The sequence below is a fragment of the Nocardioides islandensis genome, assembly GCF_015352455.1.
Taxonomy (GTDB): domain Bacteria; phylum Actinomycetota; class Actinomycetes; order Propionibacteriales; family Nocardioidaceae; genus Nocardioides; species Nocardioides islandensis.
On the sequence record NZ_JADKPN010000008.1, the window covers coordinates 146,547 to 170,730 of the forward strand.

Below are 24,184 nucleotides of genomic sequence, written 5' to 3' on the forward strand. Positions count from 1 at the left end.
GACAAAGGGGCACACCTGCTCGTTGGACCCGACATGGAGGTCGCCCGCGCGGAGTCCGGGCGCGGCGAGCTGGTCCTGCGTGCGCGGGAGGACGGTGTGCTCGAGCTGCGCGCGAACGGCGTGTTCGTGATGGACACCGCCGAGACGACCAGCGAGCGGGCGCTCGCCACTGAGGCGCTGCGCCGCCACGACGACCCCCGGACCGTCCTCGTCGGCGGTCTCGGCCTCGGCTTCACCCTCGCCGAGGTGCTCGCGGACGACCGCGTCCGGAGCGTCGTGGTCGCCGAGATCGAGCCGGCCCTGGTCGGGTGGCTGCGCGAGGGCACCGTCCCGCACGGCCCTGCCCTGCTGTCCGACCCTCGTGTGGAGGTGGCCGAAGGCGACGTCGCGGACGTCCTGGCCGCCGCCGAGTCGGCGTACGACCTGGTCCTGCTGGACGTCGACAACGGTCCCGGGTACCTCGTCCACGAGGCCAACGCGGCGCTCTACGGCGCCGGGCTCCTCGCGGCCACGCGGCGCGCCATCAGGCCGGGCGGACTGTGCGTCGTGTGGTCGGCGGCGCGCGATGAGACCCTCGGGAAGACGATGACGCGCGTGTTCGGGGAGGCCGAGGAGGCGGCGTACGACGTGGACCTCCAGGGCCGCGACGAGCAGTACTGGCTGTACTGGTCCCGGCGCGGGCCGCGGGTACGTTCGACCTCATGAGCGACCAGGAGGCCTACCGCGTCGAGCACGACTCCATGGGCGAGGTCCGCGTGCCGGAGGCCGCCTTGTGGCAGGCCCAGACCCAGCGTGCCGTCGAGAACTTCCCGATCAGCGGACGGCCCCTCGAGCCGGCGCTCGTGCACGCGCTGGCCCGCATCAAGAGCGCAGCGGCGCAGACCAACCGCGAGCTCGGCGCCCTCACCGAGGAGCAGGCCGGGGCCATCACGAGGGCCGCCGACGCGATCGTCGCCGGCGAGCACGACGACCACTTCCCGATCGACGTCTTCCAGACCGGCTCGGGCACCAGCACCAACATGAACGTCAACGAGGTCATCGCCACCCTCGCCGAGCGCGACGGCGTCGAGGTGCACCCCAACGACCACGTGAACGCCGCGCAGTCCTCCAACGACACCTTCCCGTCGGCGATCCACGTGGCCGCCGTGCTCGGCGCGCACGACCTGCTCGACGGCATTGCCGCCCTGCACGGCGCGCTCAGCAGCGCGAGCACGACGTACGCCGACGCCGTGAAGTCCGGCCGCACGCACCTGATGGACGCCACGCCGGTGACGCTCGGGCAGGAGCTGGGCGGGTACGCCGCCGTCGTCGACCGGGCGCGCGAACGCATCGAGGCAGCGCTCCCCCGCGTCCGCGAGCTCCCCCTCGGCGGCACGGCCGTGGGCACGGGCATCAACGCTCCCGCCGACTTCGCGGCCAGGACGATCGCGCGCCTCAACGAGGCCACCGGCGAGGCGTTCACCGAGGCCCGCGACCACTTCGAGGCGCAGGGCGGGCGCGACGCGATCGTCGAGCTCAGCGGCATGCTCCGCACGTACGCCGTCGGGCTGGTGAAGATCTGCAACGACCTGCGCTGGATGGCCAGCGGTCCCACCACCGGGCTGGCCGAGATCCACCTGAAGGACCTCCAGCCGGGGTCGAGCATCATGCCCGGCAAGGTGAACCCCGTCATCCCCGAGGCCACGTTGATGGTGTGCGCCCAGGTGATCGGCAACGACGCAGCCATCGCGTTCGCCGGCGCCTCGGGCAGCTTCGAGCTGAACGTGATGCTGCCGGTGATCGCCCGCAACGTCCTGGAGTCCGAGCGGCTCCTCGCCAACGCCAGCCGCCTGCTCGCCACCTGCGTCGACGGCATCGAGGCCGACCGCGAGCGGATGCGCCGCTACGCCGAGTCGTCACCGTCCGTGGTGACGCCGCTGAACAGGTACCTGGGGTACGAGGAAGCCGCCAAGGTGGCGAAAAGGGCCCTTGCCGACGGCGCGACCATCCGGGATACGGTCGTCGCCCTCGGGTACGTCGAGCAGGGCCGGATCACCGAGGCCCAGCTCGACGACGCCCTCGACATCGAGAGCATGACCAGAACAGGTGAGTGAACCAACCGTGAGGATCGACGACCCGGCGCACGTCCGGGCCCAGTACCTGACCGAGGAACATCTGGAGACCCGACGTTCGGTGTGGCACCCCACCGCCGACGGCCGTGACCCCGCGACCGAGGCGCTGGCCGCCATCGTGGCCGAGAACCCGTTGCGGGTGCTCGAGGTCGGCCCCGGCACCGGCATGTTCGCCGTGCGGCTGGCCGCGGCGCTGCCGCACGCCTCGCTGACCACCATCGACCAGTCCGAGCGCTTCGTCGAGATGACCCGCGCGCGCGGCATCGACTCGCGGGTCGGCGACGCGCAGGACCTGCCGTACGCCGACGAGTCCTTCGACGCGGTGGCGGCGATGTGGATGCTGTACCACGTGCCCGACGTCGACCGGGCGATCGCCGAGGTACGTCGCGTGCTGCGACCCGGCGGCCTCTTCGTCGCGGTGACCAACGGCGACGGCCACGTGGCCGAGCTGCGGGTCGAGGCCGGCGGCGAGCCCGTCGTGACGGCGTTCAGCAGCCAGAACGGCGAGGAGCAGCTGCGCCGCCACTTCGCCGAGGTCGAGCGGATCGACCTGGTGCCGCAGGCGATCTTCCTCGACAGCGAGGCCGCGCTGGCCTACCTCCGCTCCTCCGACGAGCCGGTCGAGTGGCGGCTCGAGGAGTTCACCGAGCCGCGCGCCTACGACGGCGAGGCGACGATCTTCCTGTGTCGCTGACGGTGTCGCTGATGGGGCACCCGGTGGCCGCCGCTGGCCCCGCCCCGGGAGCGTGGCGGGGCCAGCGGCTGCGACTCGGCTGACCGCCCCCCGGGTTCCGAGGGCCGGTCGGCAGAGCTCACGAGACGGTCAGCACCGCCTTGTAGGGAACCGGCTTCGAGACGTTGCCGGCGCGGTCGGTCGAGGTGGCCCTGAGGAGCAGGGTGCCCTTCTTCAGGCCGCTGAGGCGGACGCTCCAGGCGCCCTTGGCGTCGACGGTGGCGACGGCGGCCTTGGCGCGCTTCCAGGCCTTGGCCTTGGTCGCGGCCTTGAGCCAGGTCTTGGCGGTGGCCTTGTAGAAGTACCAGTTCACGCCGCGCTTCTGCACCGCCAGGACCGACGCGCTGGCGGCGCCGGTGCCCTTGACGTCGGTCGCGGTGCCGAGCAGCTTCCTCCAGGAAGCGACCTCGTCGGCCACGCCCTTCTTGGGCAGCGTCAGCTTGACGACGGGAGCCACCGTGTCGGCGGCGACGACCACGCCCTGCGCGGCGACCTGGCCGGTGTTGCCGGCCTCGTCCTTGAGGACCACCTGCGGGGTGTAGGACCCGGGGGCGGCGTACACGTGGGTGAGGCTCACGCCGGCCGGCCAGGCCTGCACGGCGCTGCCGTCGCCCCAGCTGACCCACCGTTGCACGTACTGCGCCGGGCTGAAGTCGTCACTGAGCGCGGTCTGGGTGACCGCGACCGTCGTGAGCGCGACCCACGCCGCGGCCGGGCTCGTGGTGAAGGTACCGGTGGGCGGGGTCTTGTCGCCGGGCACGATCGGCGGCACCACGACGACCCGGGTGTTGCCGTCCGCGTCCTTGAGCGTGACGGTCGGCCGGTACAGCCCGTCGGCGGCGTACAGGTGGCTGATCGTGTTGCCGTTCTTCCACGCCTCCGCGACGGAACCGTCCCCCCAGTCCACCGTGCGCGTCACCTGGCCGATCGGCCCGTCGTCGGTGAGCGAGGTCTGGGTGATGGTGCCGGTGCGGTCCACCCATGACGACGTGTACGTGCCGTCCGGTGCGCTGAGGTCGATGACGGCCTGGGTGATGGTGGCCGTCGGACCGGGTCGCTGGTTCACACCGGTCACCGAGAGGCGCACCGACGTGATCCCGTCCAGGTTCACCGAGGTGGACCACGAGGTGGTTCCCACGCTGGCCGCGGCCAGCTGGGCACCCGTCGTCGCGTTGGCCAGGACGACGGAGTACGTCGTGGCGTTGCTCGCCGCCGTCCACGTGGCGCTGACATGCCAGTTGGCGGCGGGCTTGGTGAGCGTCATGGCCAGGTTCGTGACAGGACCTGGCTTAACGGGAGGCTTGGCGAGTGCAGGTCCGGGCGCCGAGACCGCCAGCAGCAGCCCCGCGAGGGCGAGGGCGGGCGCCGTCAGGCGGCGAAGTCCGAAGGTTGACATGCCCGCAAGGGTGGCGATGTCAAGGCTGGTCCGGACCAGGAATGCAAGAACTTCAGGTGGTGGTCAGTACCACCCGCGGCCCTGCTTGAAGCTCCACGCTCCACACGGGCTGCCGTAGCGGTCCTGGATGTACCCGAGACCCCAACGGATCTGGGTCACCGGGTTGGTGGCCCAGTCGGCGCCCTCGGAGCTCATCTTCGAACCGGGCAGGGCCTGCGGGATGCCGTAGGCCGAGGAGTGCGGGTTGTCGGCGTTGACGCGCCAACCGCTCTCGCTCATCCAGAGGGAGTCCAGGCAGCCGAACTGGTCGGCGCCGTAGCCGAACTCCGCCAGCAGCGCCCGGGCGATGGTGCGCGGGTCCGCGTCGGCGAGGTTCTGGCTGCCCGTCACAGCGGGACCGGAGGCCACGGCGAGGGTCGTGGCCTTGTCGCGGTCGACGCTGTCGCGGCGGTCCGAGCGGGACAGCGGCGCGCGGGCCCGTGCGGCCAGCTGCTCGGCGGTCAGCGGCGTCGTCGACGACTGGCCAGACGACTGGTTCGCGGCCGCAGCGAGGTCGCCGGCCGCGTCCATGACCGGGGAGCCGGCGGACAGCACACCGCCGCCCACCACCACCGCAGTCGCCATGGAAGCCAGGCCACCGGTGATCGTCGCCGTCTTGATCGCCCGGCGTGCGCTCGCGTGGTCACGCGGCGCGACGTGCCGGGCGGCGGCGTGCGACCCGCCCGCGGTGCGAGGGGTCGACGACGGCGCGCCGGAGGCGCGGTCGCTCCGGGAGGCGCGATGAGAAGAGCTCACAGGGGAAAGGTCTCGGGTCGACGTCAGGGACAGGGGACTGCTGAATCGATCAAGTACGCGGCCGTCCCGCACTGGCCCAGTCGCCAAGTCTGGGTCGCCAGGTCACGGGACGATCACGCCACCTTGCCGGGAATCCGGACCGGTCGGCAAAACAACGGACAAGAAAACCCCAGGCCCGAAGGTAACAATTCGCACCACAGGTCACACGCGCCACGGCAGCCCCGCCCGTCACCGAGCGGGGCTCGCCGCGGTGCTCAGAGCGTGACGTTCTCCAGCATCTCGGTCACCAGGGCGGCGATCGGCGAGCGCTCGGACCGGGTGAGGGTGACGTGGGTGAAGAGCGGGTGGCCCTTGAGCTTCTCCACCACCGCGACGATGCCGTCGTGCCGGCCGACCCGCAGGTTGTCGCGCTGCGCGACGTCGTGGGTGAGCACGACCTTGGAGCCGGCCCCGATCCGCGACAGCACGGTCAGCAGGACGTTGCGCTCGAGCGACTGCGCCTCGTCGACGATGACGAACGCGTCGTGCAGCGAGCGGCCGCGGATGTGCGTCAGGGGCAGCACCTCGAGCATGCCGCGGTCGAGGACCTCGTCGATCACGTCGCGGGAGGTGATGGCGCCGAGGGTGTCGAACACCGCCTGGGCCCAGGGCGACATCTTCTCGCTCTCCGAGCCGGGGAGGTACCCGAGCTCCTGGCCGCCGACGGCGAACAGCGGCCGGAACACCACGACCTTCTTGTGCTGGCGCCGCTCCATCACCGCCTCCAGCCCCGCGCACAGCGCGAGCGCGGACTTGCCGGTGCCGGCACGTCCGCCCAGGGAGACGATGCCGACCTCGGGGTCGAGCAGCATCTCCAGGGCGACGCGCTGTTCCGCCGACCGGCCGTGGATGCCGAAGGCGTCGCGGTCGCCGCGGACCAGCCGCACCTGCTTGTCGGCGGTGACCCGCCCGAGGGCCGTGCCGCGGTCGGAGAGCAGCACCAGGCCGCAGTGGCAGGGCAGCTCGCGCGCCGCCGGCAGGTCGATCGTGCCGTCGTCGTACAGCTCGTCGAGCTCGGCGGCCGTGACGTCGAGCTCGGCCATACCGGAGTACCCGGGGTCCGAGTCGCTGATCGCGTCGCCCCGGTAGTCCTCGGCGTCCAGGCCCACAGCCGACGCCTTGATGCGCAGCGGGAGGTCCTTGGAGACCAGCGTGACGCCGTGGCCCTCGTCGGCGAGGTTGCGCGCGACGGCCAGGATCCGCGTGTCGTTGTCGCCGAGCCGGAAGCCGGACGGCAGCGAGGCCGGGTCGGTGTGGTTGAGCTCGACCCGGACGGTGCCGCCGACGTCGCCGACCGGCACCGGCTCGTCGAGGCGTCCGTGCGTGATCCGCAGCTCGTCCAGCATCCGCAGAGCGGTGCGGGCGAAGAAGCCCAGCTCCGGGTGGTGCCGCTTGCCCTCCAGCTCGGTGATCACCACGACGGGGAGCACCACCTCGTGCTCGGCGAACCGCTTGAGCGCGCCGGGGTCGGCGAGCAGCACGCTGGTGTCGAGGACGAACGTGCGGTGGGAGCTGACTGCGACCTGCTTCTTCGGCTGAGGCACGGAAACCCCTCACGACCGGCGCGGCACCCCTGCCCCGGTCCTTGTGTCAGATCACGCGGACGGACCGGGAGGAGGGAAGTGAGCCGGAGTGCCGGCTCCCACGCGCAGGGAGGAGAGCTCCCCTTGCGCGGTCGCGAAGTGTCACGAACTTGCCTCCCAGTACGGCGGGCTTCCCCACCCGCCGATGCATCGAAAGTACGACTCGGGGCCCCCGGTTCGTGGCAACACGCCCGAACTCGTGGTGAACGTCAGGTGTCGGATCAGACCAGCGACCGGCTACGCGCCGTAACGGCGCTCGCGCTGGGTGTAGGCGCGGATGGCGCGGAGGAAGTCGACCTTGCGGAAGTCCGGCCAGTAGGCCTCGCAGAAGTAGAACTCGCTCTGCGCCGACTGCCACAGCAAGAAGCCGCCGAGGCGCTGCTCGCCCGAGGTACGGATCACCAGGTCGGGGTCGCGCTGTCCCTTCGTGTACAGGTGCTCGGCGATATGCTCGACGTCGATGACCTCGGCCAGCTCCTCGAGGCTGGTGCCGCGCTCGGCGTGCTCGTGCAGCAGCGACCGCACGGCGTCCGCGATCTCGCGCCGGCCGCCGTACGGGACCGCGATGTTCACGAGCATCCCGTCGACGTCGATCGTGCTCTGCACCGCTTCCTTGATGCGGATCGCGATCGGGGCGGGCAGCAGGTCGAGGGCGCCGACGGGGTGCAGCCGCCAGCGTTGCTGCTCGGCCAGCGTCTCGATCGCGTCGGTGATGATCGTCAGCAACGCCTCGAGCTCGGGAGCGGGACGGTTCAGGTTGTCGGTGGAGAGCAACCACAGGGTGACCACCTCGACGCCGACCTCGTCACACCACTCCAGCAGCGGCTCGATGTTCGCGGCGCCGGCCCGGTGGCCCTGGGCGGTGCTCTGCCCGACGGTCCTGGCCCAGCGCCGGTTGCCGTCGAGCATGACGCCGATGTGAGCGGGAAGCCGGTCCTTGGGGAGCGCCTTGAGCATGCGGGCTTCGTACGCCGGGTAGAAGAGCCGTCTGACGCGTTCCTTCCACTCGCCCACGGACTCGATGCTAACTTCAACAAGCATGGAGGAGATGGTGCGCACCGCGCGTGAGTCGCTGGCCGACGCCGTCTCCGAGGTGGTCGCCGACGTCAAGCCGCGCCTGCGCGGGTGGCTGCACCTCGCGTCGGCCCCGCTGACGCTCGCCGCCGGGATCGTCCTGATCGCGCTGTCGCCGACCGCGTCCACGCGCGTCGGGTCGGCGGTGTACGTCTCCTCCGCCTTGCTGGTCTTCACGGTCTCGGCGGTCTACCACCGCGGCCGCTGGTCGCCGCGCGTGCACGGGTTCCTCAAGCGGTTCGACCACGCCAACATCTTCTTGCTGATCGCCGGCACCTACACGCCGTTCTCGCTGCTGCTGCTCCACGGCACCCAGCGGGTGGTGCTGCTCAGCGTGATCTGGTCGGTCGCCGTGCTGGGCGTGCTGTTCAAGGTGCTGTGGATCAGCTCCCCGCGCTGGCTCTACACGCCGGTGTACATCGCGATGGGATGGGCCGCGGTCTTCTTCGTGCCCGCCTTCGCCGAGGGCTCGCACGAGCGGATCGGCGGCGGGATCGGCACGGCGGTCCTGGTCCTGGTGATGGTCGGCGGCGGCATCTACACGCTGGGCGCGCTGGTCTACGGCTTCAAGCGCCCGGACCCGTGGCCGCGCTGGTTCGGCTTCCACGAGGTGTTCCACACGCTGACGATCCTGGCGTTCGTGACGCACTACGTCGGCGTCTCGATGGCGACCTACAGCCTGCGGTGAGCGGCGTCACGCCCTGATCCGGCAACCCTCGCGGGTGCTCGTTCGTCCCTTCCTCGATGGCTGACGAGAACAAGACCCCCCTGACCTACCCCACCGTGATCGCCGGTGCGGTCGCCGCCGCGACCGCGACCGTCCTGAGCAGCCGCCTCGGCCTCGTCGGCACCGTGCTCGGCGCCGTGGTCGCGAGCGTGGTGAGCACCATGGTCTCGACGGTGTTCGTGCGCTGGCTGGAGCGGATGCACACCTCGACCCGGGACCGCGACCCGCGACCGTGGCAGCGGGTGGCCATCGGCGTCACCGCCCTCGCGCTCGTCGGGGTCGCGGTCCACACCGGCCTCTCCCTGGTCACCAGCGACCTGCCGCGCGACGCCTTCGCGGCGCGGCTGCTCACCCAGCTCGGGATGCGCTGAGCAGCAGCTCGAGGTCCGTGACCGTCGTCACCGGCCGGTCGCACACCATCCGCCGGCACACGTACGCCGCCGGCTCACCGCCGACCGGCCCCCGGGACGTCAGCAGCGGGATCGCATCGTCACCCTCCGCCGCCACGACGACGGTGACACCGGGTGCACGCCGCGCGGCGCGCTCCAGGTCGTCGCGGGCCTCGCCCGGCGGACCGACGACGGCGACCTCGAGCGGGCCGGCCGCCAGCGCCTCGGCCGCGGCCAGCGACCAGCCGGTGAACCGCGGCGCCTGGACCGCCAGGACCGCCACCGTGCCCAGCGCCTCCTCGGCGGCCTGCTCGTACCTGCCCTCGCCGGTCAGCGCAGCGGCGGCCAGCAACGCGTGCACCATCGCCGAGAGCCCGGACGGGCTCGCGTTGTCGGTCGGGTCACGGGGCCGGGCGACGAGGGCCTCGGCGTCGGACGCGGTGTCGTGGAAGCCGCCGTCCTCGGCGCGGAACCGGTCCAGCGCGTGGTCCAGCACCGCCCGGGCCCGCTCCAGCCAGCGACCGTCGCCGGTGGCGCCGGCCAGCGCGAGGAACCCGTGCGCCACACATCCGTGGTCCTCGAGCACGCCGCGGTGCCGGCCGGCCACGCCGTCACGGGAGACCCGCAGCAACGAGCCGTCCTCGCGCAGGTGCAGGTCGGCCAGCAGCGTGCCGGCACGGGTTGCGGCGCCGACCAGGTCCTCGCGGCCGAGCAGCCGGCCGGCATCGACGAGCGCGACGACCGCGAGGCCGTTCCACGCGGCGACGACCTTGTCGTCGCGCGCCGGGCGGACCCGCAGGTCGCGCGCGGCCAGCAGCCGGCGGCGTACGTCGGCCAGCCGGTCCTCGTCATCGGGGTCGTGCAGCAGCCGGAGCGTCGACGAGCCGTGCTCGAACGTCCCGGCCTCGGTGACGGACAGGGCCGACGCCGCCCAGCCGCCGTCCTCCTCGCCCAGCACCTCGACCAGCTGTGCGGGCGTCCAGACGTAGAAGCGCCCCTCCTCGCCCTCGGAGTCGGCGTCCAGCGCCGCCGCGAAGCCGCCCTCGGCGGTGCCGAGCTCGCGGACCATGAAGTCGGCGGTCTCCGCGGCGACGCGGTCGCCGAGCGCCGTCCCCCAGTGCGCGTACACCCCGAGCAGCAGCGCGTTGTCGTAGAGCATCTTCTCGAAGTGCGGCACCACCCACGCGCGGTCGACGGAGTACCGCGCGAAGCCACCGCCCAGCTGGTCGTACATCCCGCCGCGCGCCATCGCCTCGCACGTCGCGTCCACCATCGCCCGGGCGGGCTCGGACCCGGTCCGCCACGCGTGCCGCAGCAGCTGCTCGAGCACCATCGACGGCGGGAACTTCGGCGCCCCGCCGAACCCGGCGTGCTCGCGGTCGAAGTCCGTACCCAGCCGCGTCACCGCGGCGTCCAGCACGGCCGCGTCGATCGGCGCGGGGACCCCGGCGACGGTGCGCTGCAGGTGGGCCGTCAGGTCGCCGGCCACGCGGCGCACGTCGTCGGGCCGGTCGGTCCACGCCTGCGTGATCGCCTCCAGCACCTGGCGGAACGACGGCATCCCGCCGCGCGCGACGTCCGGGAAGTAGGTGCCGGCGAAGAACGGGCCGCCCTCGTGGTCGAGCACGACCGTCATCGGCCAGCCGCCGTGACCGGTCATCGCGGTCGTCGCCTGCATGTAGATCGCGTCGACGTCCGGCCGCTCCTCGCGGTCGACCTTGACGCTCACGAAGTGGTCGTTGAGGTACGCCGCCGTCGCCTCGTCCTCGAACGACTCGTGCGCCATCACGTGGCACCAGTGGCACGCGGCGTACCCGACGCTCAGCAGGACCGGCACCCTGCGCTCGCGCGCCGCGGCGAACGCGTCGTCGCCCCACTCCCACCAGTCGACCGGGTTGTCGGCGTGCTGGAGGAGGTACGGGGACGTGGCGCTGGCCAGCCGGTTGGGCACGTGTCGACGCTAGTCGCCGATGCGATCAAGCCTTTCAAGTAAGGCTACCCTTACTTGCATGGCGTTCCATGGAGTGGTCGAGACCCGTGAGTGGCTGACACCGGGGCTGGTGCGCCTGGTGATCGGTGGGGCCGGGCTGGACGGGTTCGTGATGCCGGACGCGACCGACACCTACGTGAACCTCGCCATCCCGCCGGCCGGCGCGCCGTACGACGCGGTCTTCGAGCCGAAGGTCGTCCGCGACGAGCACCCGCAGGACGTCTGGCCGGTACGCCGCCGCTACACGGTCCGCTCCTGGGACCGCGCGAGCCGCCTGCTGACCCTGGACTTCGTGGTGCACGGCGACGACGGCGTGGCCGGCCCGTGGGCTGCCACCGTGCAGCCCGGGGACGTGCTGGTCTTCGAGGGGCCCGGCAGCGGGTACCTGCCGGACCCGGCCGCCGACTGGCACCTGATGGTCGGCGACGAGTCGGCGCTGCCGGCGATCGCGGCGTCGCTGGAGGCCGTGCCGGCCGGCGCCCGCGTGGTCGTGCGCCTGCTCTGCGACGGGCCGGACCACGAGGTCCCGCTGACCACGCCCGGCGACATCGACCTGCAGTGGCTGCACCGCAGCGGCGACGCCGAGAAGGACGCGGCTCTCCTGGCCGACGCCGTCGCAGCAGCGGGGTTCCCGGCCGGCCGGGTGCACGCGTTCGTGCACGGCGAGGCCGAGGAGGTCCGCGCCGTCCGCCGGCACCTGCTGGGCGAGCGCGGCCTGGAGCGTCGCGACATGTCGTGCTCGCCGTACTGGCGCCGCACCATGACCGACGAGGCCTGGCGCTCGGTGAAGCGCGACTTCGTCGCCGCCATGGACGCCGACGTCGCCTGACGTCCGCCACACTCGATGGCGGCTCACGCCGCACGCACAGCGTGCTCACAGGCCGGCGGCCGATCATCGGGGCATGAGCAACGACGAGTCCCCGCCGCCGAGCGGCTCCCGGTGGGAGCCCGCCGAGCAGCCACCGGCCACGCCGGCCGCGACGCCGGCTGCTGGGTCCCCCGTCGCCTACGCGCCCGCGCCGCCGCCGAGGAACCGGGGCCGCCTCCTGCTGGCCGGTGGCGCTGTGGGCGTGGCCCTGGTCGCCGGGGCCGGGGGCTTCGCGCTGGGTCACGCCTCGGCCGACGAGGGCGACGGACCCGGTGGCCGCTTCGGCGGGCCCGGCGGCGTCCTGAACCAGTTCCCCGGCGGCCCGGTGCCGGGTGGCCCCCAGGGCGGGCAGGGGACGTTCCCCGGTCAGGGTCAGGACGGACTGCCGCCCGGCTTCCCGGGCCGCGACGACGACCAGGACCAGCACGACGGCCAACCCGACGATGGGACCACCCAGGGCTCCTCGACATGAGCCGGCGCGACGAGCTCGCGCGATCCCTCGCCGGGAGCACGCTCTGGCTCTCCCTGATCCTCGTCACCTACTGGTGGCTGACCGGCGGCGGCATCCAGGACCTCGGGACGTGGTCCGGTGGCCTCGACTCCCTGGGCCGGTTGACCGGCCTGGTGGCCTCGGTGCTGCTGCTCGCGCAGGTGCTGCTGATGGCTCGCCTGCCGGTCCTCGAGCGGGCCTTCGGCCAGGACCGGCTGGCCCGCATCCACCGACTCGTCGGGTTCACGTCGTTCAACCTGATGCTGGCCCACATCGTGCTCATCACCTGGGGCTACGCCATCGGCCGGGTCACCGCAGTTCCCTCCACGCTCTGGAACCTGGTGGTCGACTACCCCGGCATGCTGCTGGCGGTCGGCGGCACGGTCGCGCTGGTCATGGTCGTGGTGACCAGCATCAAGGCCTCCCGACGCCGGCTGCGCTACGAGTCCTGGCACCTGCTGCACCTCTACGCCTACCTCGGCGTCGGCCTGGCCCTGCCGCACCAGCTCTGGACCGGCACGGACTTCACCTCCTCCCCCGGCCGCACCGTCTTCTGGTGGACGGCCTGGGGCGTCGCCGCGGGCTCGGTCCTGGTGTGGCGGGTGGTCCTGCCGGTCTGGCGCAACCTGCGCCACGACCTGCGCGTCACCAGCGTCGTCCCGGAGGGACCGGGCACCTGGTCGGTGTACCTGACCGGCAAGCGGTTGCACGCACTGGGTGCCGAGGCCGGACAGTTCCTGGGCTGGCGCTTCCTCGGTCGGCCGGGCTGGACGCGCGCCAACCCCTACTCCCTGTCGGCGGCCCCCGACGGCCGCAGCCTGCGCATCACGGTGGCGGGTGCGGGCGACGGAAGCGCCGCGGTGGCGGGTCTCCGGCCGGGCACCCGTGCCCTGGTCGAGGGTCCCTTCGGCCGGCTGACCGACCGCGCTCGCACCCAGCGCCGCGTCGCGTACTTCGGTGCCGGCGTCGGCCTCACGCCGCTGCGCGCCCTCGCCGAGGGGGCGCCGTACGGCTGGGGCGAGGCGATCCTCTTCCACCGCTACACCGACCACCCGCTGTTCCGCGACGAGCTCGACGTGCTGGCCCGCGAGCGCGGCCTGCAGGTCGTCGGGCTCCCCGGACGCCGGCGGTACGACGGGTCGTGGCTCGGCACCGGCACCGACGTGGGCGGCGCCGACGACGTCGCCGTGCTCCGTGGCTGGCTGCCCGACCTCGCCGCTCGCGACGTCTACGTCTGCGGGCCGCCGGCCTGGGCGGACGCCCTCGCCGCCTCGCTGCTGGACGCCGGCCTGCCGGAACGGCAGCTCCATCTCGAGATCTTCGCCTGGTGACCCCATGAAGCGCATCACGACCTGGATCCTGTCCACCATCACCGTGGTGGTGCTGATGTTCGGCTACCACACCTCGACCAGCAGCACGCTCGCGTCGGGCGCCGGCAACCCACCCGTCATCTCGTCGGGCACCACCGCCGGCGGCTCGTCGGGCTCGGGCACCTCCGGCTCGGGCACCTCCGGCTCGGGCACCTCCGGCTCCTCGGGCTCCGGCTCGGGATCGTCCGGCTCGACCTCCTCGACGTCGTCGGCGAAGAAGAGCACGACCGCCACCGGCGACGTCGCGCAGACCCAGTGGGGCCCGGTGCAGGTCGAGCTCACCGTCTCCGGCGGCAAGATCACCGACGTCTCGGTCCTGCAGTACCCGAGCGGCAACGGACAGGACGCCCAGATCAACGGCTACGCCCTGCCGGTGCTGATCCAGGAGACCCTCGACCAGCAGAGCGCGAGCATCGACATGGTCAGCGGCGCGACCGTGACCAGCGTGGGGTACCTGCAGTCGCTCCAGAGCGCCCTCGACCAGGCGGGCCTGTGACGGGCACCGCCGCTCCCGTACGCCGCCGGGTCGAGCAGGTCATGGGGCTTCCGATCAGCCTCGCCCTGCGTGGGCGGCACGACACCGGACCGGAGGCCGACCAGGCCTGGGCCGCGGTGCTCTCCGACCTGCGCGAGGCGGACCGGGTGTTCAGCCCGTGGCGCGCCGACTCGTTCGTCTCCCGCCTGGACCGGGGTGAGGTACGTGCGGCCGACGGGCCGCCCGAGGTGCGGGAGGTACTGGCGATCGGCGAGCGCGCCCGGCGCGAGTCCGGCGGCGCCTTCGACGTGGTCCGCGACGGACGCCTCGACCCGAGCGGTGTGGTGAAGGGCTGGGCCGTGGAGCGGGCGGCCCGGCACCTGCGCGCCCTCGACGACACCGACTTCTGCCTGTCCGCCGGCGGCGACATGGTCGTGCACGTGGCGACCAGCGATCGCCCCGAGTGGCGGATCGGGATCGAGGACGCCACCGACCCGCTGCGCACGGTCGCCGTCGTCTCCCTGCGCGACGGCGCCGTCGCCACCTCCGGGCTCGCGCACCGGGGCGCGCACGTCGTCGACGCCCGCACCGGCCGGCCGCCGCGCCGGCTCACCTCGGTCACCGTCGTCGCGGCCAACCTCACCGACGCCGACGTCGACGCCACCACCGCGCTGGCCCTCGACGCCGACGCCCCGCGCTGGCTGGCCACCCACCGCCCCGGCCGCCCGGCGTACCTCCAGTGGACCGACGGCACCACCACGCGTCTGCCGGGGTAGTCCGGTGTGAACGGGTCGCGACGTCGACCCTGCGACAGCCCATTCACACCGGACTACCCCGGGAGGGCTGTGGAAAACTCGTGGCGTGGACGCCGCCGGGTGGGACGAGCGGTACGCCGCCTCGGAGCTCGTCTGGTCGGCGGAGCCGAACCGGTTCGTGGCCGAGGTCTGCGCGGACCTGTCGCCCGGCCGGGCGCTGGACCTGGCGGCGGGCGAGGGGCGCAACGCCATCTGGCTGGCGCAGCGCGGCTGGACGGTCACCGCGACCGACTTCTCCCGCGTCGGGCTCGAGAAGGGCCGGCAGATCGCGGACCGGGCCGGGGTCGCCGACCGCATCGCGTGGGTGGTCGCCGACGCGACCAGCACGCCCTGGCCGGACGAGCACGACCTCGTCCTGGTCGCGTACCTCCAGCTGGTCGAGGAGGAACGGCGTTCGGCCCACGAGCGGGCCTTCGCAGCCCTCCAGCCCGGCGGCATCCTCGTGGTCGTCGCCCACGACTCCACGAACCTCACCGAGGGCACCGGCGGTCCCCAGGACCCGGCGGTGCTGATGACCGCCGACGACGTGCTCGCCGACCTCGCCGGCCACGACCTCGACGTGCTCCGGGCGGAACGGGTCGCCAGGCCGGTCGGCGAGGCGACGGCGTACGACTGCCTGGTGGTGCTCGAGCGAACTTCTTGAGTTGCCGCAGTTACTGCGGTACCGTGGTGACGTGAACGACGCATCTGCTGCAGGACCCATCGACTCGGCCATCGAGCACGCCCGCCACGCCCTGGCGGCCGTCGACCCGAGCGACCCGGCGACCGCGCTCCCGCGGCTACGGGAGGCCCAGGAGCTGCTGACCGTCGCGATCGACGAGGCGATGGCCGCGGCCGTGGTCGACGGGGAGACGATCCGCTCCGCCGGCGCCCTGGCCGGGCTCAGCGAGAACGCCGTCGGCCCCCGCCTCGCCCGCACCCGCACCCTCGCGGCCTACCAGTCCGAGGAGGGCCGGGTCACCGCCGCGGGCGTCGAGCGGGCGAGGTACGACGTCGAGCAGGGCCGTCACGCCCCCCTCGCCCCGGGCGCGGTGCCGCCGGCACCGATGCGCTTCCGACCACGCCGACCCACCAGGTAAGGAGACACCGCCATGACGAACGCCGATCTCACCCACCTCTACTTCCTGCTCGACCGCTCCGGCTCGATGCACACGATCGTCGACGACACCGTCGGCGGCTTCGACGCCTTCATCGCCGAGCAGCGCAAGACCCCCGGTGAGTGCCGGGTCACGCTCTGCCAGTTCGACGACCACTACGACGAGGTGTACGCCGACCGGCCGATCGCCGACGTGCCGTCCCTGGTCCTGGAGCCCCGGGGCACCACCGCGCTGCTCGACGCGATCGCCCGCCTCGTCATCGACGCCGGCAAGCGCCTGGCGGCGCTGCCCGAGGACCAGCGGCCCGGCACGGTCGTCGTGGGGATCATGACCGACGGCATGGAGAACGCCAGCCGTGAGTGGACGCACCCGCAGGTCAAGGAGCTGATCGAGCGGCAGACCCGCGACTACCAGTGGCAGTTCCTGTACCTCGGCGCCGACCAGGACGCCATCGAGGTCGGCATGAGCATCGGTGTCGGCGCGGGGCACTCCGTGACCTACGGGCGCGGCAACGTCAAGCAGGCGCTGGCGGCGACCGCGGCCAACGTGTCGTCGTACCGCCGGGCCCGGGCCGCCGGCGTGCCGGCTCCCGCGGCCGCCGCGATGAGCGAATTCAGCGAGGAGCAGCGCCGGGAGGCGTCCCAGTAGCCGGCCCAGTAGTCGGGCCAGTAGCCGGGCCAGTAGTTGGCCCAGTGGCCGGGGGGCTGGACGTCGCCTCGTCCTCCGGGGCGGCCGGCTCGTCGCCGAAGACTCCCGCCTCGCGGTTGGCCTGCGTCTTGCGCAGCTGCTTGACGAAGCTGAAGGCCAGGAAGACCACGGCCAGGGCCAGGAACGCGAAGACGAGGAGGGCGGTGCCGCCGGCGACGACGTCGTTGTCGGCCGGCACCGGGTCGGGGTTGTTGCCGTCGGCGAGCCGGAGCAACGGCGCGAGCAGTGCGGTGGCCATGAGGCCATTCTCCCTCTCGCCGGGCCAGGCCGGGAACCGGGTCAGCGATCCGGGGTGACGCCGGCGAAGAGGTCGTCCTCGGGGATCGAGGTCTCCACGTGGCTGGTGACCAGCTCGTAGTCCTCGGTCCCCCAGGCGGTCTGCTGGATCTCGCGCGGCACCACGAACCACGGCCCGTCCGGGTCGATCTGCGTGGCGTGCGCCATCAGCGCCTGGTCGCGCACGCCGAAGTAGTCGCCGCACGGGATCCGCGTGGTGACCCGCGCGTCCCACTCGGGGTCGGGCTTCCAGTCCTCGAGCCGCTCCGCGTAGGGCGACTCGAGGCCGTGCTCGAGCATCGCCTCGTGGATGGCGATCATCTTGGGACGGTTCCAGTTGTGGGAGTAGTAGAGCTTGAGCGGCTGCCACGGCTCGCCGGCATCGGGGTACCTCTCCGGGTCGCCCGACGCCTCGAACGCCGCCACCGACACCTCGTGGCAGCGGATGTGGTCGGGGTGCGGGTAGCCGCCCTTCTCGTCGTACGTCGTCACGACGTGCGGCTTGAAGGAGCGCATCAGCCGGACCAGCCGCTCGGCCGACTCCTCGAGCGGCACCAGGGCGAAGCAGCCCTCGGGCAGCGGCGGCTTGGGGTCGCCCTCGGGCCAGCCCGAGTCCACGAACCCCAGCCAGTCCTGGGTGACGCCGAGGATGTCGCGGGCCCGCTCCATCTCCTGGCGGCGCACCTCGGCGATGTTGGCCGCGATGTCGGGTCGGTCCATCTTCGGGTTCAGGATCGAGCCCCGCTCGCCGCCGGTGCAGGTGACCACGTGCACGTCGACGCCCTGGGCGACGTACATGGCCGTCGTCGCCGCGCCCTTGCTCGACTCGTCGTCGGGGTGGGCGTGCACGTGCATCAGCCGGAGTCCGTTGGGTGGCGCATTGGTCACGGATGGGAGTGTAGGGACCGTGACCGACGCGCCTCCTGCCGACTTGGCGGACCGCTACGGACGGCCCGATCCCTGGCGGCGTACGGCGGTGATCATCGGCTCGGGCCTGGTCGGGGTGCTCGGGCTGGGCTGGCTGGCCTGGGCGACGCTCTTCCACGCGAGCCCGGCGGTGAGCTCGGAGCTGGTCGGCTTCGTGGTCGTCGACGACCACGCCGTGACGGCACGCATCGACGTGGTGCTCCGCGGGAGCCCGGACGCCACCTGCCAGGTGCGCGCGATCGCGGCCGACCACACCGTCGTCGGTGAGGCGAGCTTCACCCCGCAGGCCGGTCGCAACGAGGTCGACGTCCGCACCGAACGCCGCGCGAGCGCGGTCGAGAACGTGGGCTGCACCACCCCTGACCAGCACCGACCCCGCTGAAGGCGTTCTGCCGTCGGCGGGTCTTTCGTCCTCCTCTTTGCTAACGTGGAGTCTCCGAACCACCCCGTGGCTGCCCCCGTGACGGCACGAGAAACCGGTCGAGCAGCCGCCGGAGGCTGAACGATCATTCCCACCCCGAGTTCGGTCCACGATCCGCAAGGACGGCCCTCGGGCCCGTTCCCCCGCAGTACAGGAGATTCCGATGACGCAGCCCGTCCAGGACAAGATCTGGCTCACCCAGGAGGCCTACGACAAGCTCAAGGCCGAGCTGGAGAACCTGAGCGGTCCCGTGCGCCAGGAGATCATCGAGCGCATCAGTGCCGCCCGCGACGAGGGTGACCTCAAGGAGAACGGCGGCTACCACGCCGCCAAGGACGAGCAGGGCAAGGTCGAGGCGCGCATCCGCCAGCTCGAGGACATGCTCCGCCGCGCCGAGGTCGGCGAGACCCCCGAGGACAACGGCATCGTCGAGCCGGGCATGAAGGTCACCTACAAGTTCGCCGGCGACGCCGACGAGAACACCTTCCTGCTGGGCAACAAGGCCCTCGAGGACGGCACCATCGACGTCTTCTCCCCCGAGTCACCCCTCGGCTCGGCCATCCTCGGCGCCAAGGTCGGCGACCGGGTCAGCTACACCGCGCCGTCCGGCAAGAGCATGACCGTCGAGATCACCGACGCGACCCCGTACCACGCGTAACCAGCTGCGCTGGTCGAGGACTACACGAAGACCTCGTAGCCCTGCTCCCGCAGGCGGCCGATCACCCGCTCGGAGTGCTCGGGGCCGCGCGTCTCGAGCTGCACGAGCACCTCGACCTCGTCGAGGTGCAGCTCGGGCGAGTTGCGTTCGTGGGTGACCTCGATGACGTTCGCCGCGACACCGGCGAGCTCGGCGAGCAGGGTGGCCAGGCCGCCCGGGACGTCGGGGATGTGCACGCGCATGCTGAGGTACCTCCCCGCGGCGGCCATGCCCTGACGGATCACCTTCCCGAGCAGCAACGGGTCGATGTTGCCGCCGCTGAGCACCACGACGGCGGGCGTGGCGAACCGCGTCGCGTCGTCCAGGAACGCCGCGACGCCGGCGGCCCCCGCCGGCTCGACCACCTGCTTGGCGCGCTCGGCGACCGCGAGCACGGCGCGCGACAGCTGCTCCTCGGAGACCGTCAGCATGTCGTCGACGTACTCCTGCACCGCGTGGAACGGGATGTCACCCGGCCGGCCCACGGCGATGCCGTCGGCGATGGTGCGCATCTGCTCGAGCTGGACGGGGTGGCCGCCGGCGAGCGAGGGCGGGTACGCCGCGGCGCCGGCCGCCTGCACGCCGACGAGCCGGACGTCGGGGCGCTTGCTCTTGACCGCGATCGCGATCCCGGCCAGCAGCCCGCCTCCGCCCGTGGGCACCACGACCGTCTTCACGTCAGGCACCTGCTCGAGGATCTCCAGGCCGCACGTCCCCTGGCCGGCCACGATGTCGACGTGGTCGAACGGGTGGATCAGCACCGCGCCGGTGCGGTCGGCGAACTCGCGGGCGGCGACGAGCGCCTGGTCGAGGTACTGGCCGTGGAAGACGACGTCCGCGCCGTACCCCTGCGTCGCCCGGATCTTCGGGATCGGCGCGCCCTCCGGCATGAACACCGTGGACTTGATGCCGAGCAGGCTGGCCGACAGCGCGACCCCCTGGGCGTGGTTGCCGGCGGACGCCGCCACGACGCCGTTCGCGCGCTCGGCCTCGGTGAGCCGGGAGATGCGGTAGTAGGCGCCGCGCGTCTTGAACGAGCCGGTGCGCTGCAGGTTCTCCAGCTTGAGGTAGACGTCACCACCGGCGTCGGTGGACAGCCAGCGCGAACGCTCCATCGGCGTACGCACCGTGACGGTCTCCAGGACCTCCCGAGCGGCCTCGATGTCGGCGAGGGTGACGTCAGCGGTCGGGTCGATCATGGGTTCCCTTCCTCCGGCGGGTCTGACGGTGGAGCTGATGGATCGGTCCCCCGTCGGTTGCCGTAGCCCGGGTCGCGCTCCTCCGGCTCGACCGGGGCGCCCTCGTCGTCGGTGACGACGTCGGGTGGTCGCTCGCCGTCGGCGTCGTAGTCGCGCTCGAGCTCCTCCTCCGGATCATCCCCGGGCCTGGTGTTCGCGGCCAGGTGCTGGGCCACCGCGTTGCCGGTCGCGGCCAGCGGAACGGCGATCAGGGCGCCGGGGATGCCGGCCACCACGACGCCGATGCCGATCGCGACGATCACGCCGAGCGGGTGCACCGAGACGAACCGGCCCATCAGGAAGGGCTGCAGCACGTGCCCTTCGATCTGCTGCACGAGGACGACGCCGCCGAGCATGAACAGCGCCGTGATCGGGCCCTGGTCGACGAGCGCGACCATGACGGCGACCGTCCCGGCGACGAACGCCCCCACCATCGGCACGAAGGCGCCGAGGAAGACCAGCACGCCGATGGCCATCACGAACGGGACGCCGAGGATGGTGGCCACGATCATCACGCCGAGCGCGTCCGTGGCCGCGACGATCACCGTGGCCCGCACGAACTGGGTCAGCGACACCCAGGCCACCCGGCCGGAGCCGTCGACCAGGACGCGGCTGGCCCGCGGCGAGAGCCGCACGAACCAGGCCCAGATCCGCTCGCCGTCGGCGAGGAAGAAGTACGTCGAGAACAGCACGATGAAGAAGCCGGCGAGCACGTGCCCGACCGCGGTGCCGACCTCCGAGAGCTTGGAGAAGATCTCGCCGTCCTTGGCGAAGTTGCTCACTCCCTCCTGCGCGCGATCCAGGTAGTCGTTGATCTGGCTGTCGCTGGCGTGCAGGGGGCCGTTCTTGAGCCAGTCGGTGATCTGCGCGACGCCTTCACTCACCGAGTCGGCCAGGTCCTGGGCGCCGTTGGCGACCTGGTTGCCGGCCACCGTCAGCAGGGTCACGACCGAACCGATCACGACGATGACCATCAGCCCCGCGGCCAGGCCGCGAGGCACCCCGCGGCGGGTCATCGCACTGACCACCGGCTCCACCAGTGCCGCGATGAACATCGCCACGACCACCGGCAGCACGATGACCATCAGGAAGCCGAGCATGCGGGCGATGAGGTACGCCGCGGCGGCGATCACCAGGAACCGCCAGGCCCACGCGGCCGTCAGGTCGACCCCCCACGGCACGTGCGCCCGGGAGAAGTTCGAGGACCCGGCGACCACCGGCTCCGGGGGCTGGGAGGTGCGGCGCTCGGCGCGCAGCTGGGAGATCTGGTGCCACTGCTGGGCGATGCGCCCGGTCAGCCGTTCACCGGACCCGTCGTCGCCGACGCCGTCCTCGAGGTCGTCGTCGCGCGAGGTGTCTGACACGCGGCCAGGCTAGTGCCCGTGCCGCGGCGGGCCGGGGTCAGTCGCCGGCGAGGTGCCGCACGAGGCGGTACGCCGCCTCGGGGTGCTTCTCGACGAGGAGGCCGGCCGCGGCCAGCACGTAGTCGCGGTCCACGACGACCCTGGGTGCCCGGGGCAGCTGCCAGCCGCCCTCGACCTCGCCGACGCTGCCGGCGAGGACGCGCTCCTCGACGCCGGGCCGGCCGTGCCGGAGCACGCCGCCCGACCCCACGAGCAGGTCGACCTCGCGGAGGTCCTTGCCGGTGCGTTCCACGACGCGGCCGTCGGGTCCCACGACGACCTGGCTGCGGCCGGCGTGCCGGCGCAGGGCCAGGCTCACCGCCGCCCGGGCGATGGCCTCGTCCTCGGCGTACTCCTCGTCGGTCCGCGGCAGGAACCCCGGGTCGGCATGCCGCACCACGGCCGCCCCGGCGAGGTCGTCGAGCCCGGCCGCGGCGACCGTGGACGTGGCCGACCAGCGCATGCCGAGATCGCCCTCGACGGTACGGGTGACGGGTGTGGTGGCGACGACCTCGCGGGAGAGGTTCGCCTCCTCGGGGTCGAGCCGGACCACCGAGTGCACGTCGGTGGTCGCGCCGCCGACGTCGACGACCACCACGTCGCCGGCGGTCTGCGCCAGCACCTCCACACCGGTCAGCACGACGTCCGGCGTCGCACCGGTGACCATCGCGGTGAAGTCGGCCCGCTCGCTCAGGTGCTTGCCGCCGATGACGTGGGCCAGGAACATCTCCCGGATCGCCCTGCGGGCGGACTCGGGGGCGAGGACGCCGATGCGGGGCACGACGTTGTCGGCGACGACGTACGGCAGGCCGGCCAGCGCCTCCTCGACCTCCGGCCGGGCGTCGGCGTTGCCGGCGAACACGACCGGCCCGCTCCAGCCGCCGGCGACGATCCCCTGCGCGGCCCCCACGACGACCCGCGTGTTCCCGCCGTCGGTCCCCCCGGTCAGCAGCACCACGTCCGGTCGGGTCGTGTGTCCCAGGACGCGCCACTGCGCGTCCTCAGGCACACGACCCGCAGCGGCGACGACCTCGACCACCCGTCCACCGCTGGAGAGGGCGACGCGGCGGCCGGCCTCGGCGGTGACCAGCTCCTCGTTGCCGACGACCGCGATCCGCAGGCCGCCACCGGCCGAGGAGCACGCCAGGACGTCGGCGCCGGCGGCCCGCGGGTCGGCGTCGACGAGCGCGGCCAGGCAGGCGTCGTACCCGTCCAGCACGTCGGTGTCGATCGTCGTCGGGTGCGAGGCCTGGGCGACGATCCGGCCGGCCGTCAGGTCGACGAGCGCGGCCTTGGTGAACGTCGACCCGAAGTCGACGCAGATGGTGACCTCAGGCGAGGGCACGGTCGAGGTCACCGAGCAGGTCGTCGATGGTCTCGATGCCGACGGAGAGGCGCACCAGGTCGGCCGGTACCTCGAGGGCGGTGCCCGACACCGACGCGTGGGTCATCCGGCCGGGGTGCTCGATGAGGCTCTCCACGCCGCCGAGCGACTCGCCCAGCGTGAACACCTCGGTCCTGCCGCACACGTCCACGGCGTGCTGCTCGCCACCGGTGACCGTGAACGACACGATGCCGCCGTACCGCTTCATCTGCTTCGCGGCCACGTCGTGGCCGGGATGCTCGGGCAGGCCCGGGTAGTAGACGCGCGAGACCGCCTCGTGCCCGGTCAGGAACTCCACGACCTTCTCGGCGTTGTCGCAGTGGCGGTCCATCCGCACGCCGAGCGTCTTCAGCCCGCGCAGCACCAGCCAGGAGTCGAACGGCCCGGCCACCCCGCCCATGGCGTTCTGGTGGAAGGCGATCTGCTCGGCCAGGTCGAGGTCCTTGACGACGACGGCGCCGCCGACGACGTCGGAGTGCCCGCCGGCGTACTTGGTCGTGGAGTGCAGCACCACGTCGGCGCCGAGGGTGAGCGGCGTCTGGAGGTACGGCGTGGCGAAGGTGTTGTCGACCACCAGCAGCGCGCCGGCCTCGTGGGCGATGGTGGCCAGCGCCTCGATGTCGCCGATGTTCAGCAGCGGGTTGGTCGGCGTCTCGACCCAGACGAGCCTGGTCTCGCCGGGGCGGATCGCCGCCCGTACCGCGTCCAGGTCGGAGGCCGGCGCCGGGTCGTGGTGCAGCCCCCACTCGGTCGCGACCTTGTCGAACAGTCGGAAGGTGCCGCCGTACGCGTCGTCGGGAAGCAGCGCGTGGTCGCCCGGACGGCACAGCGCCCGGATGACCGTGTCCTCGGCGGCCAGGCCGCTGGCGAACGCGAACCCGCGCTCGCCCTCCTCCAGCGCCGCGATGTTGCCCTCCAGGGCGGAGCGCGTGGGGTTGCCGGAGCGGCTGTACTCGTAGCCGCCGCGCAGCCCGCCCACGCCGTCCTGCTTGTAGGTGCTGGTCGCGTAGATCGGCGGGATCACCGACCCGGTCGCCGCGTCGGGCTCGTAGCCGGCGTGGATGGCCCGGGTCTCGAAGCCGCCCTTCGTCCGATGCTCTTGATGGGTCACCCGGACGACGCTATCGCCGTAAGAGTTCTGTCATCCGCCCGGGCGGAACGAACGGCGGTGCCGGGTG

General features: G+C 72.6%; 26 protein-coding genes. 15 read left to right on the forward strand and 11 right to left on the reverse strand.

Annotation, left to right across the window (positions count from 1 at the left end; translation table 11 throughout):
• Positions 1 to 33 precede the first annotated feature (33 nt).
• Genes ISU07_RS14270 through ISU07_RS14280 form a run of 3 tightly spaced genes read left to right on the forward strand, consistent with a single transcriptional unit; the run spans position 34 to position 2,805 of the window.
• Positions 34 to 705, forward strand: a complete 672-nt coding sequence (locus tag ISU07_RS14270; RefSeq protein ID WP_194707471.1) for a spermidine synthase — start codon at positions 34 to 36, stop codon at positions 703 to 705.
• Positions 702 to 2,093, forward strand: a complete 1,392-nt coding sequence (locus ISU07_RS14275) for a class II fumarate hydratase (RefSeq protein ID WP_194707472.1) — start codon at positions 702 to 704, stop codon at positions 2,091 to 2,093. The genes ISU07_RS14270 and ISU07_RS14275 overlap by 4 nt, the downstream gene beginning before the upstream one ends.
• A gap of 7 nt (positions 2,094 to 2,100) precedes the next feature.
• Positions 2,101 to 2,805 carry a class I SAM-dependent methyltransferase gene (locus ISU07_RS14280; protein ID WP_194707473.1) on the forward strand — a complete coding sequence of 235 codons (705 nt, stop codon included), beginning with the start codon at positions 2,101 to 2,103 and terminating at the stop codon, positions 2,803 to 2,805.
• 118 nt (positions 2,806 to 2,923) lie between these two features.
• Here ISU07_RS14280 and ISU07_RS14285 read toward each other — a convergent pair whose 3' ends face one another.
• The 4 genes from ISU07_RS14285 to ISU07_RS14300 form a co-directional block, all read right to left on the reverse strand.
• On the reverse strand, positions 2,924 to 4,240 hold the full coding sequence (locus tag ISU07_RS14285; protein WP_194707474.1) for a hypothetical protein: 1,317 nt from the start codon (positions 4,238 to 4,240) through the stop codon (positions 2,924 to 2,926).
• Positions 4,241 to 4,303: 63 nt separating this feature from the next.
• Positions 4,304 to 5,035 (reverse strand): aggregation-promoting factor C-terminal-like domain-containing protein, encoded by a 732-nt coding sequence (locus ISU07_RS24055; protein ID WP_228521904.1) that lies wholly within the window; start codon positions 5,033 to 5,035, stop codon positions 4,304 to 4,306.
• 254 nt (positions 5,036 to 5,289) lie between these two features.
• The gene (locus tag ISU07_RS14295) at positions 5,290 to 6,618 is read right to left on the reverse strand and encodes a PhoH family protein (protein ID WP_194707475.1); all 1,329 of its coding nucleotides are present in this window, start codon (positions 6,616 to 6,618) and stop codon (positions 5,290 to 5,292) included.
• A gap of 276 nt (positions 6,619 to 6,894) precedes the next feature.
• Entirely contained in the window at positions 6,895 to 7,707 is an 813-nt protein-coding gene (locus ISU07_RS14300) for an isoprenyl transferase (RefSeq protein WP_407671424.1), read from the reverse strand.
• On the opposite strand from ISU07_RS14300, the gene trhA reads away from it, so the two are divergent.
• Together trhA and ISU07_RS14310 are read left to right on the forward strand one after the other, a co-directional pair.
• Complete coding sequence (gene trhA / locus ISU07_RS14305; protein ID WP_228521905.1) at positions 7,697 to 8,419, forward strand: PAQR family membrane homeostasis protein TrhA; 723 nt, start codon at positions 7,697 to 7,699, stop codon at positions 8,417 to 8,419. The two genes, ISU07_RS14300 and trhA, sit on opposite strands and share 11 nt — an antisense overlap.
• Before the next feature lie 56 nt (positions 8,420 to 8,475).
• Positions 8,476 to 8,829: a hypothetical protein gene (locus ISU07_RS14310; RefSeq protein ID WP_194707478.1), complete on the forward strand. Its 354-nt coding sequence runs from the start codon at positions 8,476 to 8,478 to the stop codon at positions 8,827 to 8,829.
• On the opposite strand, the gene ISU07_RS14315 is transcribed toward ISU07_RS14310, so the two are convergent.
• Complete coding sequence (locus ISU07_RS14315; RefSeq protein ID WP_194707479.1) at positions 8,807 to 10,798, reverse strand: thioredoxin domain-containing protein; 1,992 nt, start codon at positions 10,796 to 10,798, stop codon at positions 8,807 to 8,809. The two genes, ISU07_RS14310 and ISU07_RS14315, sit on opposite strands and share 23 nt — an antisense overlap.
• 58 nt (positions 10,799 to 10,856) lie before the next feature.
• Between ISU07_RS14315 and ISU07_RS14320 the strand changes: the two genes are divergently transcribed.
• The 8 genes from ISU07_RS14320 to ISU07_RS14355 all read left to right on the forward strand — a co-directional run bounded on the left by ISU07_RS14320 (position 10,857) and on the right by ISU07_RS14355 (position 16,600).
• Entirely contained in the window at positions 10,857 to 11,666 is an 810-nt protein-coding gene (locus tag ISU07_RS14320) for a siderophore-interacting protein (RefSeq protein WP_194707480.1), read from the forward strand.
• Between the two features lie 73 nt (positions 11,667 to 11,739).
• Positions 11,740 to 12,177 (forward strand): hypothetical protein, encoded by a 438-nt coding sequence (locus tag ISU07_RS14325; protein WP_194707481.1) that lies wholly within the window; start codon positions 11,740 to 11,742, stop codon positions 12,175 to 12,177.
• On the forward strand, positions 12,174 to 13,526 hold the full coding sequence (locus tag ISU07_RS14330) for a ferredoxin reductase family protein (protein WP_194707482.1): 1,353 nt from the start codon (positions 12,174 to 12,176) through the stop codon (positions 13,524 to 13,526). Before ISU07_RS14325 ends, ISU07_RS14330 begins: the two co-directional genes overlap by 4 nt.
• Positions 13,527 to 13,530: 4 nt before the next feature.
• On the forward strand, positions 13,531 to 14,061 hold the full coding sequence (locus tag ISU07_RS14335; protein ID WP_194707483.1) for an FMN-binding protein: 531 nt from the start codon (positions 13,531 to 13,533) through the stop codon (positions 14,059 to 14,061).
• Positions 14,058 to 14,816, forward strand: a complete 759-nt coding sequence (locus ISU07_RS14340; RefSeq protein ID WP_323742617.1) for an FAD:protein FMN transferase — start codon at positions 14,058 to 14,060, stop codon at positions 14,814 to 14,816. The genes ISU07_RS14335 and ISU07_RS14340 overlap by 4 nt, the downstream gene beginning before the upstream one ends.
• Positions 14,817 to 14,901: 85 nt before the next feature.
• Positions 14,902 to 15,498, forward strand: coding sequence for an SAM-dependent methyltransferase (locus ISU07_RS14345; RefSeq protein ID WP_194707484.1), 597 nt, complete (start codon positions 14,902 to 14,904; stop codon positions 15,496 to 15,498).
• A 31-nt stretch (positions 15,499 to 15,529) separates the two neighbouring features.
• The gene (locus tag ISU07_RS14350) at positions 15,530 to 15,934 is read left to right on the forward strand and encodes a hypothetical protein (protein ID WP_228521906.1); all 405 of its coding nucleotides are present in this window, start codon (positions 15,530 to 15,532) and stop codon (positions 15,932 to 15,934) included.
• A 12-nt stretch (positions 15,935 to 15,946) separates the two neighbouring features.
• On the forward strand, positions 15,947 to 16,600 hold the full coding sequence (locus ISU07_RS14355) for a VWA domain-containing protein (protein ID WP_194707485.1): 654 nt from the start codon (positions 15,947 to 15,949) through the stop codon (positions 16,598 to 16,600).
• On the opposite strand, the gene ISU07_RS14360 is transcribed toward ISU07_RS14355, so the two are convergent.
• Positions 16,566 to 16,898 (reverse strand): hypothetical protein, encoded by a 333-nt coding sequence (locus ISU07_RS14360; protein ID WP_194707486.1) that lies wholly within the window; start codon positions 16,896 to 16,898, stop codon positions 16,566 to 16,568. The two genes, ISU07_RS14355 and ISU07_RS14360, sit on opposite strands and share 35 nt — an antisense overlap.
• Positions 16,899 to 16,939: 41 nt before the next feature.
• On the reverse strand, positions 16,940 to 17,791 hold the full coding sequence (gene mca, locus ISU07_RS14365; RefSeq protein ID WP_194707546.1) for a mycothiol conjugate amidase Mca: 852 nt from the start codon (positions 17,789 to 17,791) through the stop codon (positions 16,940 to 16,942).
• Between the two features lie 52 nt (positions 17,792 to 17,843).
• Here mca and ISU07_RS14370 point away from each other — a divergent pair, with 52 nt between their 5' ends.
• Both ISU07_RS14370 and greA read left to right on the forward strand, forming a co-directional pair.
• Positions 17,844 to 18,245, forward strand: a complete 402-nt coding sequence (locus ISU07_RS14370; protein ID WP_194707487.1) for a DUF4307 domain-containing protein — start codon at positions 17,844 to 17,846, stop codon at positions 18,243 to 18,245.
• Positions 18,246 to 18,447: 202 nt separating this feature from the next.
• A complete protein-coding gene (gene greA, locus ISU07_RS14375) occupies positions 18,448 to 18,942 on the forward strand; it encodes a transcription elongation factor GreA (protein WP_194707488.1) in 495 nt (164 codons plus the stop codon).
• 20 nt (positions 18,943 to 18,962) lie between these two features.
• Here greA and ilvA read toward each other — a convergent pair whose 3' ends face one another.
• Genes ilvA through ISU07_RS14395 form a run of 4 tightly spaced genes read right to left on the reverse strand, consistent with a single transcriptional unit; the run spans position 18,963 to position 24,117 of the window.
• On the reverse strand, positions 18,963 to 20,180 hold the full coding sequence (gene ilvA, locus ISU07_RS14380; protein ID WP_194707489.1) for a threonine ammonia-lyase: 1,218 nt from the start codon (positions 20,178 to 20,180) through the stop codon (positions 18,963 to 18,965).
• Positions 20,177 to 21,583, reverse strand: coding sequence for an AI-2E family transporter (locus ISU07_RS14385; RefSeq protein WP_194707490.1), 1,407 nt, complete (start codon positions 21,581 to 21,583; stop codon positions 20,177 to 20,179). Before ISU07_RS14385 ends, ilvA begins: the two co-directional genes overlap by 4 nt.
• A gap of 37 nt (positions 21,584 to 21,620) precedes the next feature.
• Complete coding sequence (locus tag ISU07_RS14390) at positions 21,621 to 22,979, reverse strand: glutamate mutase L (protein ID WP_323742618.1); 1,359 nt, start codon at positions 22,977 to 22,979, stop codon at positions 21,621 to 21,623.
• Positions 22,954 to 24,117: a cystathionine gamma-synthase gene (locus ISU07_RS14395; RefSeq protein WP_194707491.1), complete on the reverse strand. Its 1,164-nt coding sequence runs from the start codon at positions 24,115 to 24,117 to the stop codon at positions 22,954 to 22,956. Before ISU07_RS14395 ends, ISU07_RS14390 begins: the two co-directional genes overlap by 26 nt.
• Positions 24,118 to 24,184 lie beyond the last annotated feature (67 nt).

Bases quoted from the DNA above. Each gene is read 5' to 3' on its own strand.
- ISU07_RS14270 (WP_194707471.1), top strand. From the start codon at position 34: ATGGAGGTCGCCCGCGCGGAGTCCGGGCGCGGCGAGCTGGTCCTGCGT.
- ISU07_RS14275 (WP_194707472.1), top strand. From the start codon at position 702: ATGAGCGACCAGGAGGCCTACCGCGTCGAGCACGACTCCATGGGCGAG.
- ISU07_RS14285 (WP_194707474.1), bottom strand. From the start codon at position 4,240: ATGTCAACCTTCGGACTTCGCCGCCTGACGGCGCCCGCCCTCGCCCTC.
- trhA (WP_228521905.1), top strand. From the start codon at position 7,697: ATGGAGGAGATGGTGCGCACCGCGCGTGAGTCGCTGGCCGACGCCGTC.
- ISU07_RS14310 (WP_194707478.1), top strand. From the start codon at position 8,476: ATGGCTGACGAGAACAAGACCCCCCTGACCTACCCCACCGTGATCGCC.
- ISU07_RS14320 (WP_194707480.1), top strand. From the start codon at position 10,857: ATGGCGTTCCATGGAGTGGTCGAGACCCGTGAGTGGCTGACACCGGGG.
- ISU07_RS14325 (WP_194707481.1), top strand. From the start codon at position 11,740: ATGAGCAACGACGAGTCCCCGCCGCCGAGCGGCTCCCGGTGGGAGCCC.
- ISU07_RS14330 (WP_194707482.1), top strand. From the start codon at position 12,174: ATGAGCCGGCGCGACGAGCTCGCGCGATCCCTCGCCGGGAGCACGCTC.
- ISU07_RS14335 (WP_194707483.1), top strand. From the start codon at position 13,531: ATGAAGCGCATCACGACCTGGATCCTGTCCACCATCACCGTGGTGGTG.
- ISU07_RS14355 (WP_194707485.1), top strand. From the start codon at position 15,947: ATGACGAACGCCGATCTCACCCACCTCTACTTCCTGCTCGACCGCTCC.
- ISU07_RS14360 (WP_194707486.1), bottom strand. From the start codon at position 16,898: ATGGCCACCGCACTGCTCGCGCCGTTGCTCCGGCTCGCCGACGGCAAC.
- mca (WP_194707546.1), bottom strand. From the start codon at position 17,791: ATGCACGTGCACGCCCACCCCGACGACGAGTCGAGCAAGGGCGCGGCG.
- greA (WP_194707488.1), top strand. From the start codon at position 18,448: ATGACGCAGCCCGTCCAGGACAAGATCTGGCTCACCCAGGAGGCCTAC.
- ilvA (WP_194707489.1), bottom strand. From the start codon at position 20,180: ATGATCGACCCGACCGCTGACGTCACCCTCGCCGACATCGAGGCCGCT.